The sequence below is a fragment of the Escherichia sp. MOD1-EC6021 genome (genome assembly GCF_002965245.1).
GTDB classification, from domain to species: domain Bacteria; phylum Pseudomonadota; class Gammaproteobacteria; order Enterobacterales; family Enterobacteriaceae; genus Escherichia; species Escherichia coli_F.
This window is the reverse complement of the sequence record NZ_PTRU01000049.1, coordinates 1-15348: the sequence shown is the minus strand read 5'-3', so window position 1 is coordinate 15348 and position 15348 is coordinate 1. Positions and strand designations below refer to the sequence as shown.

Below are 15348 nucleotides of genomic sequence, written 5' to 3'. Positions count from 1 at the left end.
CGGACAGCATCAGTAACGAAAGTATTTAGCGGGCATGAAAATGGCAAATAACGGTCAAACATCGTGGCGTTGACATATGCGAACTGGGCTACCCTTCGAAAAGAAATCTGCGGCGTTGGATCCGTTCATGAGAAGCAGGTGACGGAGTAAAAGAATCCATTCGTCATAAGCCCCGTTACACAGATGAGCAAAAACAGGTTGCCGTTGAACATTATCTTAACCACGGCTGCTGCTCCGTCAGCTCCAGAGCCAGATGTATGCTGTCATGCCCTGCCAGCGCCAGACACATCTGAGTGAACTCACGCTCAGCCAGCAGGGCCGGCGTCACGTTCACGGCAAGCCGGAAACCACGCGGCAGCATGGTTTTAACCTCCGAAAGCCCTGCCACCGCACGGTTCAGGATTTTTTCCGTCACAGGCAACAACAGACCGGCAGACTCCACCCGGTTAATGAAATATGCCGGCGGAATGATTTCGCCTGCAGGCATGTGCCAGCGAACCAGAAGCTCTGCACCGGACACAGTAAGGTCGGATGCAGAAACCACCGGCTGGAGATACGGTTCAAACTCCCCGTTACTGAGCGCACGCATCAGTCTGTCTGCGGATACAAAATCACTGTCCATACTGTCGGTCTTCCATTTTATGAACCTCCCGGTCCAGCCCGGTCATCAACAGCATCCTGAAATCCCTGACGCCCACATTCTCTGCCAGCCGGGCATAATGCCAGTACAACCCCCGTTCACTCTGTTTCAGATTCAGGGGACGGTCTCTTCCTCTCTCAGAAAGACGCTTCAGTGCCTGTCGTTGTCCGGACGTCAGGCGGAATTTACCGGTACGGGCTGTCTTTCTGTTCAGTGCCATGCGGACAGTTCTTTCCAGGCACGACAGCGGCATGCATCCGCTGTACACCGGGCAGATATTTCGCAACACCTTCAGCATTTCCAGCCTTTCCGGCACCAGAACCAGCATTTCACCGGACATTTCTGCCCTCAGTTCACGTATCCAGGACAGATGACGCCCCCAGCCCGTGACAGGCTCTGCACTCAGCGTCACAATAATCAGGTCCCAGCCATGCCGGGCCCAGGGATACCCCGGAGGTACACGGTAAACGTTGTGGCCCTGTGCGGACAACAGGTGCCACAGCCCTGTCAGCTCATACCAGCAGGTTCCGGTCAGAAGGATTTTTTGTCTCACACTTACGACCTTCACCACATCAGTACCGCACAGAACATCACCAGTGTCAGTACCAGACATGCCATACAGGTTGCTGCCACACAGACACCAACCACCCACCACATCGGTATTAACACTTTTCGTTGTCTGGCCATCAGAAATACACCACCACCGGTGTCAGATTACCCTGCCAGCGTTTTACCGGCTCCTCAGCACCGGGGAAATTCACCCGCACATCACTCAGGGATGTCACCCAGGCACCGGCAATATGCTGGCTGCCATTCTCCTGTGACAACAGCGACTCAGCGCCCGAAATAAACGCATCAGGACGCGCGGTTAACCCGGCATAGTCCGGAGTCCATTCATAGCCGTTCACCTGCCATAACTGGCGTTTCACCTGTTTTTCAGCCTCCGGCGTCACCTCTCCGCTGACCACGCTCCAGCCCTGACCACCAGTAATATTGTCCTGCCATGCCAGAAGATGGCGCATCGTGAACGTGATTTCCCCGTAACGCACCTGTCCCCGGGCGAGTTCTCCCCGGGCCGCAATACGGGGAGATGATGGCGCTACCTGAAGTAATGTCACCGACGGCTGCAGCCCCGGACGGGCAGTTGTCAGTGATGTGGTATGTCCGCCAAGAATATAAAAATCCTGCCCTCTCCGGCTTTCTCTGACCATGCCGCTTTTACCCGTTGTCAGACCGGCCTGCACGGCGTCTGGTGCACTCATCCGCACAGCACGGGGCTGCCACTGCCAGGAAGGAACATACAGCGTGCCGCTGAATTCCGTTACCCCCACAGCCATTCCCTCCTGCCAGTGGCCCGGCGGAATAATCAGGGGTTGCGCCAGCACACTGGCTGAAGTCAGAAAAAACAGAGCCGGAAACATACCGGACTTCAGACGATGAATAATATTCAGCACCGGACCGTCCTCCTGCTTACTGGTACTCAATACTTACCGGCAGTGATACCCGCCAGCGTTCCGGCATCATGCCGTTCAGACGTAATTCACCACTGCCTGCCACAGTCTGTGCACCATACGCACCTTCAACCTGACGCAGAGAGGCATCACTGAAATGACTCACTCCCGAATAACCACTGATGGTCATTGTCTGCAGCCAGCCGGGGCCTTCGCCACTGAACATCTTCTGCAGAACACCCGGAATATCAGAAGCCTTCATGGCTGTGCTTTCACCAGGCAGACCATTCACATTCAGGTCGTCATACACACCGGCATACGCCGGCTGTCCGTCCTTCACATGGCGCAACACCCCCGCAGCCTGCATTCTGAAAACAAATGTGCCTGCCCGGACGTTATTATCTCCGGTGACAGGCAGCGTCACCTCCGCCACGCCTGGTGCTGTCCATTCAAGCGAAAATCCCTCAGTACCCTTTCCGTAACTGACCCGGGGAGAAAGCCCCTCACGTCCTGCCGGTGTGGTCAGGGTGGTTTTTCCCAGTAAAACGGTCATCGCCGGCAGTGCGACCGGAATTGCCTGCTCACCGTCACGAACACCGCGGCTCTGTTTAACCTCCAGACCTTCATTTCCCTGTCCGACTTTCCATACCCACGGATTACGGGTGCTGCTCACCGGGCCTTCCAGCTTAAGCTCTCCGCTGAAATCCTCTCCCGGCGTGTTCCAGGCCAGTACACAGGAAGGCAGGAGGCTGGCAGCAAACAGAAACAACGTCACCTTTTTCATTTCTCTTCTCTCCTTATATCCCTGCAACCATCACTGTACTGTAACCGTCACATTCAGCCCTGCCTGCCATGCTGCAGGCGTGCCCTCTGCCGGTAGCCGCAGTTCAAAATCCGATACCGCTGAGGCATATGCCGCAGCCAGATTCATCACCCGACCGTCAGCCAGTACCCCCTGACTGATAACCTGTCCGTTATCCACCGCATTCATGCCATTGCCAAAATTCTGATTCATCAGTAACAGAGAAGAGAGTCGGGCTTTCAGCCCCTGTGGCAACGTTCCTGACTGTACATCCGTCACGCTCTGTCCACTGACCAGTGACATCCCGACCGGTACGGATGCCCCGTCTTCCTGTCTGCCGGCGCTGACGACCATCCCCTGGTTCAGGGTGAAAGAAAGCTGTCCCGACACATTTCCCGTCTCCGGGTCACGCACCGGGACAGAGGCGCGGAAGTGCTGTGCTGAGGTACCATTTCCTTCCGTCACAGTAAAAGGCTGTCCGTTACTGCTGAAGGTAATAAAGGGGGTGAATCCGGGACCACCGCGCTCAGCCACCTCATACAAATGCCCTTCCAGAAACGGCAGGGATCCTTTGTCACGCAAATTAAAAACCAGTTGCCCGTTCTCTGTACGTGCATCTGCAGTATCCACTGCCCAGGTCTGGTCCGGTGAACTTATTTGCCAGGTCCATTTGGGGGCTTCGTCAGTGACAAAACCATTAAACTGAATTTCGCCGCCATCAAGAATATCTGCATGTGGCGCTGCCGAATAAAACAGGGCCACCGAAATAATGGCTGAAAGAAGGGATTTATAATGATGCGTTATTTTCATCTTTATTTTCTCTGTTTTATCCGGACAATACAAATAAAAACAAATCGCTATTATTAAATTTAAAGTGGTCGGCATCAGCATAAGCCTCACAATAAAAAGAGCTCCCACACTGAAATGCCGACCTGTTATCAGAACGTGTCAACAATAAATTGACTGCTCATCACGATAACTTAGTTATAAGTAATTGCTACGTTCAGCGGAGCGCTCCACTGAGTGCTGGCAGCTACAGCCTGATCAAAAGTTGCCACAATAGTCTGACCGTTAGCAATACCCAGTGCATAAGAAGATGCCTTCGCTACCGCACCAGACTTGCTAGTCATTTTATCATAATATCTTTTCGTACCGTGTGCATAATCCTGCAACGCAGGATAGATAAGTTTTACCTGCTGAAATAACTCATCTGTAGATAGCGAACCAAACTTTGCTATAATACTTGATGCCGCGTCAGCCGCAGTAAGACTGCCACCGGCACCGATGTTTTCGGGCAGCCCCCCCTTATAAACTGAGGTGCCGCCAGCATTAAAGCCTAATGAATAGGACTCCGCTTTATTCTGGTCTGTTAGAGCGCCAGCGCCGTTACCCTGGACAGCAACGCCCGCAGCCTGAGCATTGACTCTTATTGTGCCAATTTTTACGCCAGCATCATTTTTCATTGCTAAATCAAAAAATACATCAGGTGAATTATAATTACCTGCAGCAGCGAGAACAGTTACCGGCTTGTGTTCGTAGTCAGTGATAGAAATCAATGGGATTGCACCCAAACCTTCTGTTGGCGTGGTAAACGCTTCATTGGTTTTACCCAGCAGAATCGGTTTATCGCCATTTACAGTAATGGTCAGTTTGGTTCTATTTTCGGTTAGCTCCGTTAATGCATTATTAAATCCATTGATGTCGCTACCAACTGCCCATGACCATTTCTGACGATAATCATCTGCAGTGATACTACCACCGATATTAACCGAACCATTGAAATCACCATTCGTCCAGGCATGTGCCATACCAGATACAGCAGAGGCAGCCACAGCCAGTGCAATCAGAGTCTTTTTCATAAAATAATCACCTTGACATTTCATAAATAATAAACTGAAATCGGCAATCCTTATTTTTCCGGAATTACCGCAAAACTATCCCCTGCGGATTCATTTAATTAACCGCATCTCATTAAACACTGTGTTTAACTCAGAATAGCTTTACGTTATTCCCGTTTAAAAATACGGTAAATCCCTTTACCAATATGACCCGTTCCGGAGTCACGGATGTATTGCATCTGTTGTCGGAGATGAATCCTCAGTCTTCCACCTGCAGCGCTATCTGCAGATTTCCCCGGTAACTGACCGGGACTTCCAGCTCTGCCGGTGCATCCGTTCTTAACTCAACCAGCTTCTGTGCCTCCGGAACGGTTATCACCACATCCTCACCCTGCTGTCGGGCACTGAGTGCCACTCTCTTTCCGTCAACCATCAGGGCCGTCTTCAGGGTGATGCGGGCTTCCCCGTTACCCGGCAGAGTCTGCTTCACCGTGATATACGTCAGGCCACCTGATGCAGCCCTGGACTCTGCGCTGCGGATGGTCAGGCTGCCGGGAAGAGGCGTCGTGTCTCCACTCCGGTACAGCACCGGGTCTGTCGGTGTACGGGTCACCTTCACCACACTGTTACCCACCACCTGACCGTTCACTACTCCCAGATACTGTGTTTTCTCGCTGTATTCAGCGGACAGTGCAGACTGAATACTGAACGCACTTAAAACAAGGGCGGCTGCCATCATTGTTTTCTTCATTTATTACCCCTCTGTTCCGTGTTCCGGAGGGCGGTTATTTTTTATCTGCTTTATCAGGCAAATTAACCGACGAATCAGATACCTTCTCCCCGGAAGACGCTGACGTTTTTTTCTGGTTAATTGTCCAGGTCTGCAGTTCACCGTAATCGTTCAGTGAAGCAACCTTAACCACATTCCCTTTTACCTGTACTTCATCCCCCGGCATGAACATCAGCAGTTTCTGTGCCGTCTCGTTATCCGTGGCAATTCTCTTCCCGTTTCCGTCCAGCAGACTGCCAATCGCAAAAATGTATGGCGTGGTGTTCACCAGCATTATTCTGCCGTCCGGGCGGCTCTGCAGGCTGATGCCCTCTTCAGCCCCCTTGCGCCCCTCCAGCAGGGCCTTCGGACGATAGAACAGCTTCAGCTTCGTGCGCAGCGCCACTGCAATACCGCTGCCCTCCAGAGCCGGCGGAATATCCTGCAGGTTCAGCCAGTACACCGACTCTTTATCCTTCGGCAGATGGTCCGAGGCCATGATGATACGCAGCGTCTGCTGACCATTCGGCTTCACCTTGAAGAAGGACGGCGTCACAACAAAAGTCGGACGGGTGTCCTTCTCCACGATATTGTCCACCCAGGCCTGACCACCAAAGGTGCGCGCCTTATCATTGTTGGTGACCGTGATGGTCAGCGCATCCTTGTCCCCGCGAAAGATATAGCGGGTCTGGTCTGCCGCCAGGGAAGCCATCGCACTCTGACAGGTCATCATCAGCGCCAGTGTCATCCCCAGCGCTTTCGTCACCCGGTTGGTGAAAAACGTCGTTATTGCGTTACGCTTACTCACACGTAATCTCCTGTAGTTTCTCAGTATCCTGCAGTTTCGCCGCAGGTATCCGGCACTGCCCCAGGGTGATATCACCCGGCGCATCCACCGCGTTAATCATCAGCACACCATTGTTGGCCACAAAGCCCAGTGGCGTGTTCTTACTGTCCCGCGCCCAGGTTCCACCCGGTACAAACTCACCGTTACGCTGCTTCACCTGCAGCAGGTAACGCTTAACTTTCAGGGCATCAAACGGCATCCAGACCACCGCCTTGTCCGTCGGCACCACCTTCTGACTGGTGTTCGTCAGTTCTGTGCTCAGCGGCAGTGTGCCCGCATCAATCGTCACCGTGTTCCAGTCATAGCTGTTCAGCGGCACCACCAGGTTGCCGTCGCTGTCAGTCTCTCCGTTACCGGACGTCACCTTCACTCCGGGGGTATCTTTCACATTCACCACGGCCACGGTATCCCCGGTCGTGCGGCTGAACATAATGTCTTTCGCCGCCGGAACGGCCAGTACCGAACCGCTGACCGAGACAGAACCGCTGGTTCCGCCGGACTGCGTGTGGTTCAGGGCACCACTCAGATAAGCCCGGTCACCACTGTACGACGCATTCAGATAACTGCTCACACCACCACCGCTGTCACGACCACCGCCCAGGCCATAGCTGAAACGGTCATTCAGCGAGCCGGACACACCGGTGCTGAAGCCTGTGCCACCGTCTTTACTCGTACTCACCGACGTACTGCTGCTGTAGCGACGGTCAAACAGTGTGAACGGTACCGATACTGACGCCGATGCAGACCAGTTGTTTCCCCCCCGGGTGTTCCGTGAACCGGACCAGCCCAGGTTAAGACTGACACCCTTAATCTGTGTGCTCAGGGTGCCGGTAATCCCTGTATCCTTACCGTTGTCATCGCTGTACCGGTAACTCCCGGTCGTGGATGCGGGGTAATAGCTCCGTTGCCAGCCGGACACCGACAGACTGAACAGTCCACCCACCGGCTGACTGACACCGGCATTCCATTCATCCTTCGTCCGGCGACCATGATTTGACTGCGACCACAACTCTGTCGGGTCAAAGGAGGACATGTCCTCATATTCCTCACTCTGCCGTGACCAGCTCACCCGCAGTCCGGTGTTCGTCATCTCCAGTTGTTTACTCCAGGATAACTGCACCTTATTTCCGCTGCGGCTGCCGTCACGGTATTTCGCCGTGGCATAAGCCCCGTCAGCAGATACCGCCCCCAGGTACCCCAGACCGGCAACCACACTGGCGCTGACACCCTGCCAGTCCTGGTTAAACACCCCCCCGGTGCGCAGCGTCAGCCCGTCCAGACCGTAACCGTATGACGCTGCAAACACACCACCTTTCAGGTCATTGTCATCGTCAGGCAAACCGGCTGCCACACTGAACTCGTGCTGCCCCGGGCTTAACTGCCCGGCCATCACCGACAGCGGGAAGTTCTGTACCTGCTCGCGCCCGTCTTCACCGGTGATTTTCATGGTCACATCACCACTGGTATACAGCGGTACATCCGTGATGGAGAACGGCCCCGCCGGCACCATCTCCGAATGCAGCAACCGCCCGTTCTGTGTCAGCGTCACCCTCGACGGCCCGTTCGCAATGCCGCTGAACACCGGGGTATACCCCAGATTGCCCGGCTTCATGCTGTTGTTCCGGCTCAGCGACACGCCGTACGTTCCCGTGCTGCCCAGCAGACTGTCCCCGGTGGATGTTTTCCCGACCGCCAGGTCCGCACTCAGTGCGCGGATGGCCCGGGTGGCCGTGAACATGTTTATCGTGGCGGAGTTATCCCCGCTGTCACCGCCGCTGGCCGTGGCAGAAGAGCTCACCACCCAGTGCCCGATATTGGCTTTCAGGTCCGCTGAGCCAAAGGCCGAGGTGTTATTACGACCGGTGTTGGCGTTCGCGTTATAGTTCACGCGAAATGCACTGGTCCCGTAATCCCAGTCCACATTCTCCGGCATCTTCACCAGCCCCTTCTGGGGAATGGACAGCGCCAGACTCTGGGTGGAAACATCAAAATCCACCTTCACTGACGGGGCTTTTGTCAGCACATAGCACTGTCGTGTGGCGTCATATCCCTCACGAAAGTAATCTGCACTGACGTAAATCCCGGCCTTCGTCAGCCATGCCTCTGTCAGACACAGTTCATTACTGTCCTGTGGTGTCACATCCAGTATCTGTTTCCCGGCCTCCTTCCCGTTCAGGGACAGGTCAACCAGATAACGCCCCGGCGCATAGTTGCCGTTCAGGGCTGCCCAGACTTCCGGGTTAACCCCGCCCCCCCCCTGGATAAAGGACATATCCAGTTTTTCACCTGCAATACCTGTGGCACTGGCAAAAGCAGCTGATACGGCAAGCGCAAGTGCGGCCCGACGGAAAAACACGGACGAAACCGGCTCTGCGACTGCCTTCTTTCCTGCACACACAATCCTTTTCTCCGTTACTGATACGTGACCACAAAGGTCAGTGCACCCGTGTATTCTCCCGCCTTCACATTTTCCGGAAACACTGGTTGTGCACGAAAACGAAACTGCCCTTTCGCGGCAAACTCCACCGGGTAATTCACCGAATGACTGTCCTGAGTCAGACGTCCGCGATAATCTGCCTGCGCATCCACCGCCCGCACATCCACGCGAATACCATCACCGGCACCGCGGGTGACCACGCCCCCGGCGTCCAGCTGCCCCGGGTTACCAAAATCCAGGGTGGCGACCTGCCCTGCCTTAAAGGCTGAGCAGCCCTGAACCGTGGCACCGGATTCATACAGACGCACAGTGAAGTCACGCGGAGGCACAGACGCCCCCGTGGACTTGCGGTAAGTCCCGAATGTCAGCCGACCACTGTTGCCGGTGCTGTCCGCATCCACCACCACATGACAGGCCGAGGCCACCACGTCAGCACTGAATACGGTTTTCTGAACAGCGGCGTGAGAAACCCCACCCCCTGCCAGAAGCAGAAGTACTGAAAGCGATAAATTTTTCATGCAACTGTTATCCCGTATATGGAATACCGGCTTCTGATATATAAAAAGGAACCAGCCTGTTTACCGCCTGATGGGTACGCTGAATACGCCCGAGAGCACCAGAGAAATATCCCTGAGAAACCTCATGTCGTTCACAGGCCTCCCTTCGGGTATAACCCAGAACCAGAAAATCCCTCAGCGCATTAAGAACCTTTTCACTGTGGACACAAAAGAAATTTAAATTTGGACTTCATTATATTATTCCTTAAAAATAAAAAAGAATTTAAAACCATAAAGAATTAAAGAACAGAAAGAAGGTTAAAACTCCACCTTCGTATATTCCGGTGCTGAATTATTTTTCCGGGATTCTATGAGTAATGTGTTTCCTTTTCTTCCTCCTTCGATATTAAGGCGCTTTGCAGTGTTGGGATAAATGGCGTAATCCAAATGCTGCCAGTGACAATTTTCTGTGGCATGACAAAACCCGTATCGGGTAATAAAAATCCGGGTATTTCCGGTATTTGTCAGTAACCCTGTTACTGGATTAAACGAAAGCTGTGGCTGTGGTTTTTCTGGTTCATTATAAACAAGTGCCCCCCAGTGAATATTAATTGCTATTTTCGCATCGCTGCCTTTTGATGCCTCATCCTGGTCATTATCACCTACAGAGTATACATACACCCTCCAGACACCTTCTGTTGACGGAATACCATCCGATAACAAACGAACAACATGACTCCCTCCTGCAGGCAGGATAAACCGTTGTGGTGATGCAATTATCGCCCCGGCTTTATCAATTAAATCGACCTCTTTTTGTTCTGGTGAGCCTGGATTTTCAATTTTTTTGATATCAACTTTAATATATTGCGTTTCCTGTGAATCAGATAAGACCTTAATGCTGCTAACATATTGATTGTGGGTATCCAGAGAAACCGTCATTGGGGATACCTGAATACCAGCCCATGAAGGGTGACACCCCATAAATAGTAATAAAAAACATCCTGCAGCCCCCCTGACAAATTGTTTTGTATTTTTGAATGCGAACATAAAAACCTCCCCGCACGAACAACTTGCCCTCTACCCTTCATTTTTGCAGGTGATTAAATACAAGTTGTCATCTAATTAATGTCTACCACCTCCATATCAGAGGCAATCTTGAGGTGTCTTTCTTTTAACTGAATGTGTTCCTAATGAACAAGACACCTTTCTTTTGCAAGTTCACTCCCGAACTCTATAACTACGCAATGAGAGTATTTAGCTTTGCATAATTCATTGCAAACATTTAAACCATATTCAAAATTGAGTACAGCACTAACGGAGCTGGAGACATGCTCGAACAATCTGATTACAGAATCAATGGTTATCGTTCAAACTGAACATTTAAAAATAAAATAGAATGATTTTTTAACCATAGTTATTACAACAGTTATATTCTTTTCTAAGAAGAAAAATTAATCATTCAGATAAAACTCAATCAGTCATTTCGGTGGGTCGGAGGTTATCAATCAAAGGTTAAACAAAACATAAACAAAATAAGAGCCAAAAATTAGCCGCTTACTTTATAAACCTTAATGTTTTTTGACAGGCAATTATGATGCAGGGATTGATAGCGCATGGCAATCAATAAACCAAAAATCAATTCAAAAAAACTTTCACAGCAGAAAACAAGAACAACAAAAACAATTTGAAATCAATGTGTTATTTTATTCCCTGGTGCGTAAAGAATTAATGACGGGATTACAGAGCAGGGTTAATACCTGTAGCTTGATTAAAAAAAAAACAAAATTTCTACACAGTTTTGTTTTAATTTTTTTGTTTTCAAACCACAATAATTAATTCCATAGGTAATTATTTCTTGTGATTGTATATATACATTTACAGATGCAATGCAATTATGTATCCCCTGCGTTACAGAAAGGCTTCGTATAGATACAAGCTCCCCTCAAGGAAGGTCTATGAGACGACAATAACTCAGTTCGCCTGGCGCCGATTATTCTGGCCGGTTTTGTAACCTGAGTGTCATTTTCATAGTTGCAGAAATGAGGTCTGTCCGTCTTTTGTAAGACCTCTCTTTTCCTGAGAGGTCAGTGACTGCAAAATGGCATCTAAATCGATCACGGTTTGGCATTCGAATCGATCATGATTTGGCATCCATCTCCGATCACAGTTTGGCATCACAATCGATCACGATTTGGCATGCTTCCGATCATTGACTGGCATCCTGCCAGTCACTCCGGGAATTAACTCTTTTCACCACAGTCTTCATTGCCGTGTTTAAACCAGTGGAGACGGCAATGTCCAGAAAGAGAAAATCTAGGAGCACTATGGAAACCTGTTTTAAGATCCTTCAGCTCGAGTAGGCAGCCTGGCGGCTGCGGCTTGTCATGGCCTGAAATTACCGTTATAAAAACAAACAATATCATTGTCTTTCAGGTAGTTATATGGCCCGTTCAGCTAAACCCCGAAAACGAAAACCCGCCTCTCAAAGAAGCAAACTTCCCCGCTATGTCGTGAAGCTTCACGACGATGACTTCTTTGACGAAGAAGACGCAGAAGTTCTGCGCTTTGATAGTTTTGACGATGCCGTTGAGTGCTGCGCTGACCTGGGTATTCCGTTCTTTGTGGATGCGGGAAACAAAAAGCTGGTCTTCTGGTTTGTTCGTGTTGATGACGAAGGGTATCCTGAAATCGCCCGCTGCACGGAGCGGGAGTTTGCGACCATTCTTGCCGGTATCAGCGCCGGCGGCATGTACTGCCCGGAGTGTGGCACGGTTCACTGGCCGGACGGAGTCCCCCCGCCCTTCTGATGCTTCCCCGTTTTGCCGACATTTTTCAGCAGGGAAACCGCTGGCTTAACTGGCTGGAGAAACAACCGGAAGGTTCAGTGCGTCCGGTGGTCATTGAGTCGGTGACAAAAATCATGGCCTGCGGGACCACGCTGATGGGTTACACACAGTGGTGTTGTTCCTCACCGGACTGTTGCCACACAAAAAAGGTCTGCTTCCGGTGTAAAAGTCGCTCCTGCCCGCACTGCGGGGTGAAGGCTGGCGCACAGTGGATACAGTATCTGCTGAGTCTGGTTCCCGACAGCCCGTGGCAGCATATTGTGTTCACACTTCCCTGCCAGTACTGGTCCCTGATATTCCACAACCGGTGGTTGCTGGCAGAGATGAGCCGTATCGCAGCGAATGTGATACTGGAAATCTGCCGTCAGGCGGACGTGGAGCCGGGGATATTCACGGTGATCCACACATGGGGACGAGACCAGCAGTGGCATCCGCACATACACCTGTCGACAACAGCCGGCGGTGTGACGTCAGCTCACACCTGGAAAAACCTTCATTTTTACGCCCGTAAGGTGATGCGCATGTGGCGTTACCGGATAACGCGATTACTGTCCCGGAAATACCCGGAGCTGGTGATACCGGCTGAGCTGGCAGCAGAGGGAAGCGGCAGACGGGAATGGAATCGCTTCCTGGACACTCACTACCGGCGTGGCTGGAATGTCAACGTATCCCGGGTGATGGATAACGCCACGCATGTGGCGGTGTACTTTGGCTCTTACCTGAAAAAGCCGCCGGTGCCAATGAGCCGTCTGGAACACTATGCCGGTCAGGATGAAATTGGTCTGCGTTACAACAGCCACCGCACAAAACAGGAAGAATACCTGGTGATGACTGGCGATGAGTTCATGGAAAGGTTCTCCTGGCATGTGGCGGATAAGGGGTTCCGTATGGTGAGGTACTACGGTTTCCTGAGTCCGGTGAAGCGCCGGTTACTGGAAGATGTTGTGTACGTCATAACGGAGACGGTGAGAAAGACGGCGATGCAAATCACCTGGAGAGGGATGTATCAGCGGTTACTGAAGGTTGACCCGCTGAAATGCATCCTGTGCGGAAGTCAGATGCGGTTTACGGTGCTGAAGCGGGGATACCGTCTGGCAGAGCTGGTTATGATGCATGAGCCGCTGGCCCGAATGCAGTGTTGCGGCTGAGAGCCGCAGAGGGGAAGTTGCGTCCATTTTACGGGGAACGGAGCAAAAAACCACCATTCATACCCTTTATCAATCAGTGTTATCCTGTTTAATAGTCGTTTCCGTTCATATGGTGCATAAGGAGTGTTGAAGAAATATCCGTTTTGTGGTGTTTTTTAATCTTTTGGGGGTTTTAATTCCTATTGATGAACAACGGTGGCTCAGGATGAAGGAACGGCAGACTGAGCAATAAACATTTCAGATAACATCATGACATTGTGTATCAGAGTCTGCTTACAGACTCATGGATGCCACCAAAGGCTCATCAGATGTAAGGCAGAAGCGACGTAACTGCCTTTTGAAAGGAAAAAAGCGACCGCAAGGATGCAATGGATATCTGCCGCATACTGAAATAAAGTAACAAAAAAATCACCACAATCACGGGGGCTTCCTTCCTGTACTCAGGCCATACCCCCCGCACGTATAAATTTCTCAATCAACAATACAATAAAACTGTGAATAATATCATCATGATTAACGCATAATTACCCGTGATTCTTTCCTGGTAACGTAAGTACAGTTATCCGGAACCTCCTCCATAATAAAAGACATGGCTCCAATTTTTACATTACTGCCTATTTTTACGTTAAGCCCGATAATACACGTATGGGCACCGATATCGACATTATCACCAATAACGATATAATTCTCTCTGCTGTCAGATTCCTTTTCGCCAATGGTCGTATTCTGCCGTATAATCACATTCTCACCGATTTTTACATTTCCGTGAATGACGACGCCTGAATGGTGGGGCAGCACGAGGCCTTTACCAATCTGCGCCCCCAGACCAATATCACATCCATACTTTGCCATAAGCGCATTTTTTATCTTGATCGCACATTTTCGTTGTTTTTTATTCCCCGATATATACATTTCATTAGCCAGGCGCCACCACAGAAGAAAACCGCTCTGCCTCTGCATACCGTTCCTGATAAGCCGGTGAAAAACAAACTTATCCCGCATGATAACTTCTGCTTTCCAGTATTCCAGAAGATGACGTTTTTTTCCTGAAAATAAAAACGTGCCAATATGGAAATAAGAAATCGGATTTTTTATCAACATACGCAAATTTTTAGAAAACAATGAATACAGATGTATTTTATATACACAGATAAAACCGCGCAACAGACATAAATATGACAGTAGCAATGAAAAAGCAGAGAGTGTGGGTGATACAGAAAAGTAACTGTCAGACATTAAATCTGATGCATCGATAAACAGACGCCCCAGCAGATGCACCTGTAATGCAACGATTTTGCCGTGTCTGCTACAGAAGTAATACACAAATTTCCGGGGATTCTGCCTTAGCATTTTGATATATTCAGATACGGTAAATCTCACTTTAGATGGACTAAGGACTTATGATATTTACAAAATTTCAATCTCTGACCCACAAGATAGATACAATGATTATTCATGATATTAAACGGGAGATGCCATTGAAATACGGGTTATACAGGGTGGCCAAATGGTTTGCCTGGCTCGCCCACACAGGAATTTTTTGTACCTTTATTATATATATAGGGTTTTCCATCATCACTCAGCACGCCGGCCAGGAACTACCGGAGACGTTTAAACATGGATTCGCCTTGACTTTCTGTTCATTTGCAACAGCAGCTCTGGTCAGCCAGTGGATCGGAGGCGGATTGCATAGCAAACTGGAAGAAAGAATTCGGATGAAGTGGCAGAACCACGCTCACTGACAGGATCACCCGGTCAGTGCACAGAGGGCGGGTGGCGAAGACTACTGCTCCCCGCCCGCATTGGGCGAGGATTCTCGGCGGTTCTTCGCTGACTGCACCATACCTCCCAGACAAGACTGTTCGGAATATATCGCTCTTACTGGGGGAGCAGTAAACTAAAAATGAAAAGTATTATTCCTGACTGGAATTTTATGGCCACTTCTGTGCGGTATGCAACACGCGCAGGACATACACTTTTCCCCACTGGCTGTCGGTAAGCGTACAGCGAGGGCCGTATTGACGGGGATGTGTTATTCAGCTGGCAGTGCTATGCGCCACGGAAGCAGTTCGC

15 protein-coding genes and 4 pseudogenes are annotated in these 15348 nt (G+C 50.6%); 4 read left to right on the top strand and 15 right to left on the bottom strand.

Features of this window, described 5'->3' with window-relative positions; translation table 11 throughout:
- Positions 1-80: 80 nt before the first annotated feature.
- Positions 81-251 (top strand): annotated as a pseudogene (locus BEB54_RS29075) (IS3 family transposase); the annotation flags it as partial.
- On the opposite strand, the pseudogene BEB54_RS26465 reads toward BEB54_RS29075, so the two are convergent.
- The 13 genes and pseudogenes from BEB54_RS26465 to BEB54_RS26410 form a co-directional block, all read right to left on the bottom strand.
- A pseudogene (locus BEB54_RS26465) lies at positions 221-622 on the bottom strand (EAL domain-containing protein); the annotation flags it as partial. The pseudogenes BEB54_RS29075 and BEB54_RS26465 overlap by 31 nt on opposite strands.
- Positions 612-1253, bottom strand: coding sequence for a hypothetical protein (locus tag BEB54_RS26460; protein ID WP_032341894.1), 642 nt, complete (start codon positions 1251-1253; stop codon positions 612-614). The pseudogene BEB54_RS26465 and the gene BEB54_RS26460, both read right to left, overlap by 11 nt.
- Positions 1205-1327, bottom strand: a complete 123-nt coding sequence (locus BEB54_RS29760) for a hypothetical protein (protein ID WP_256112207.1) — start codon at positions 1325-1327, stop codon at positions 1205-1207. The genes BEB54_RS26460 and BEB54_RS29760 overlap by 49 nt, the downstream gene beginning before the upstream one ends.
- Positions 1327-2094, bottom strand: coding sequence for a F4 (K88) fimbria accessory protein FaeJ (gene faeJ / locus BEB54_RS26455; RefSeq protein ID WP_032341893.1), 768 nt, complete (start codon positions 2092-2094; stop codon positions 1327-1329). Before faeJ ends, BEB54_RS29760 begins: the two co-directional genes overlap by 1 nt.
- A 16-nt stretch (positions 2095-2110) precedes the next feature.
- A complete protein-coding gene (gene faeI, locus BEB54_RS26450) occupies positions 2111-2875 on the bottom strand; it encodes a F4 (K88) fimbria minor subunit FaeI (protein WP_032341892.1) in 765 nt (254 codons plus the stop codon).
- Between the two features lie 30 nt (positions 2876-2905).
- A complete protein-coding gene (faeH, locus tag BEB54_RS26445) occupies positions 2906-3703 on the bottom strand; it encodes a F4 (K88) fimbria minor subunit FaeH (protein WP_032341891.1) in 798 nt (265 codons plus the stop codon).
- Positions 3704-3873: 170 nt separating this feature from the next.
- On the bottom strand, positions 3874-4752 hold the full coding sequence (locus tag BEB54_RS26440; protein ID WP_052892400.1) for a fimbrial protein: 879 nt from the start codon (positions 4750-4752) through the stop codon (positions 3874-3876).
- Between the two features lie 238 nt (positions 4753-4990).
- The gene (faeF, locus tag BEB54_RS26435) at positions 4991-5482 is read right to left on the bottom strand and encodes a F4 (K88) fimbria minor subunit FaeF (protein WP_032341890.1); all 492 of its coding nucleotides are present in this window, start codon (positions 5480-5482) and stop codon (positions 4991-4993) included.
- A gap of 34 nt (positions 5483-5516) precedes the next feature.
- Complete coding sequence (faeE, locus tag BEB54_RS26430) at positions 5517-6308, bottom strand: F4 (K88) fimbrial chaperone FaeE (RefSeq protein ID WP_032341889.1); 792 nt, start codon at positions 6306-6308, stop codon at positions 5517-5519.
- Positions 6301-8745 carry a F4 (K88) fimbrial usher FaeD gene (faeD, locus tag BEB54_RS26425; protein ID WP_052892391.1) on the bottom strand — a complete coding sequence of 815 codons (2445 nt, stop codon included), beginning with the start codon at positions 8743-8745 and terminating at the stop codon, positions 6301-6303. Before faeD ends, faeE begins: the two co-directional genes overlap by 8 nt.
- 14 nt (positions 8746-8759) lie before the next feature.
- On the bottom strand, positions 8760-9302 hold the full coding sequence (locus BEB54_RS26420; protein ID WP_052892392.1) for a fimbrial protein: 543 nt from the start codon (positions 9300-9302) through the stop codon (positions 8760-8762).
- 7 nt (positions 9303-9309) lie between these two features.
- A pseudogene (gene daaA / locus BEB54_RS26415) lies at positions 9310-9507 on the bottom strand (F1845 fimbrial adhesin operon transcriptional regulator DaaA); the annotation flags it as partial.
- Positions 9508-9599: 92 nt separating this feature from the next.
- Positions 9600-10328, bottom strand: coding sequence for a hypothetical protein (locus BEB54_RS26410; RefSeq protein WP_052892397.1), 729 nt, complete (start codon positions 10326-10328; stop codon positions 9600-9602).
- A gap of 1394 nt (positions 10329-11722) precedes the next feature.
- Here BEB54_RS26410 and BEB54_RS26400 point away from each other — a divergent pair.
- Positions 11723-12088 carry a hypothetical protein gene (locus tag BEB54_RS26400; RefSeq protein WP_052892398.1) on the top strand — a complete coding sequence of 122 codons (366 nt, stop codon included), beginning with the start codon at positions 11723-11725 and terminating at the stop codon, positions 12086-12088.
- On the top strand, positions 12088-13275 hold the full coding sequence (locus BEB54_RS26395; protein ID WP_089558432.1) for an IS91 family transposase: 1188 nt from the start codon (positions 12088-12090) through the stop codon (positions 13273-13275). The genes BEB54_RS26400 and BEB54_RS26395 overlap by 1 nt, the downstream gene beginning before the upstream one ends.
- Positions 13276-13788: 513 nt before the next feature.
- Here the strand turns inward: BEB54_RS26395 and BEB54_RS26385 are convergent.
- Positions 13789-14376 (bottom strand): serine acetyltransferase, encoded by a 588-nt coding sequence (locus tag BEB54_RS26385; protein WP_105282323.1) that lies wholly within the window; start codon positions 14374-14376, stop codon positions 13789-13791.
- A gap of 344 nt (positions 14377-14720) precedes the next feature.
- Between BEB54_RS26385 and BEB54_RS26380 the strand changes: the two genes are divergently transcribed.
- Entirely contained in the window at positions 14721-15017 is a 297-nt protein-coding gene (locus BEB54_RS26380; protein ID WP_001419651.1) for a hypothetical protein, read from the top strand.
- A gap of 189 nt (positions 15018-15206) precedes the next feature.
- Here BEB54_RS26380 and BEB54_RS29755 read toward each other — a convergent pair.
- Positions 15207-15269: pseudogene (locus BEB54_RS29755) on the bottom strand (type II toxin-antitoxin system RelE/ParE family toxin); the annotation flags it as partial.
- Between the last annotated feature and the right edge of the window lie 79 nt (positions 15270-15348).

Excerpts from the sequence above, each read along its gene's own strand:
- BEB54_RS26460 (WP_032341894.1), bottom strand. The coding sequence starts at position 1,253 with ATGTCTGGTACTGACACTGGTGATGTTCTGTGCGGTACTGATGTGGTG.
- faeF (WP_032341890.1), bottom strand. The coding sequence starts at position 5,482 with ATGAAGAAAACAATGATGGCAGCCGCCCTTGTTTTAAGTGCGTTCAGT.
- BEB54_RS26400 (WP_052892398.1), top strand. The coding sequence starts at position 11,723 with ATGGCCCGTTCAGCTAAACCCCGAAAACGAAAACCCGCCTCTCAAAGA.
- faeH (WP_032341891.1), bottom strand. The coding sequence starts at position 3,703 with ATGAAAATAACGCATCATTATAAATCCCTTCTTTCAGCCATTATTTCG.
- BEB54_RS26410 (WP_052892397.1), bottom strand. The coding sequence starts at position 10,328 with ATGTTCGCATTCAAAAATACAAAACAATTTGTCAGGGGGGCTGCAGGA.
- BEB54_RS26385 (WP_105282323.1), bottom strand. The coding sequence starts at position 14,376 with ATGTTGATAAAAAATCCGATTTCTTATTTCCATATTGGCACGTTTTTA.
- faeI (WP_032341892.1), bottom strand. The coding sequence starts at position 2,875 with ATGAAAAAGGTGACGTTGTTTCTGTTTGCTGCCAGCCTCCTGCCTTCC.
- BEB54_RS26380 (WP_001419651.1), top strand. The coding sequence starts at position 14,721 with ATGATTATTCATGATATTAAACGGGAGATGCCATTGAAATACGGGTTA.
- BEB54_RS26440 (WP_052892400.1), bottom strand. The coding sequence starts at position 4,752 with ATGAAAAAGACTCTGATTGCACTGGCTGTGGCTGCCTCTGCTGTATCT.
- BEB54_RS26395 (WP_089558432.1), top strand. The coding sequence starts at position 12,088 with ATGCTTCCCCGTTTTGCCGACATTTTTCAGCAGGGAAACCGCTGGCTT.
- BEB54_RS29760 (WP_256112207.1), bottom strand. The coding sequence starts at position 1,327 with ATGGCCAGACAACGAAAAGTGTTAATACCGATGTGGTGGGTGGTTGGT.
- BEB54_RS26420 (WP_052892392.1), bottom strand. The coding sequence starts at position 9,302 with ATGAAAAATTTATCGCTTTCAGTACTTCTGCTTCTGGCAGGGGGTGGG.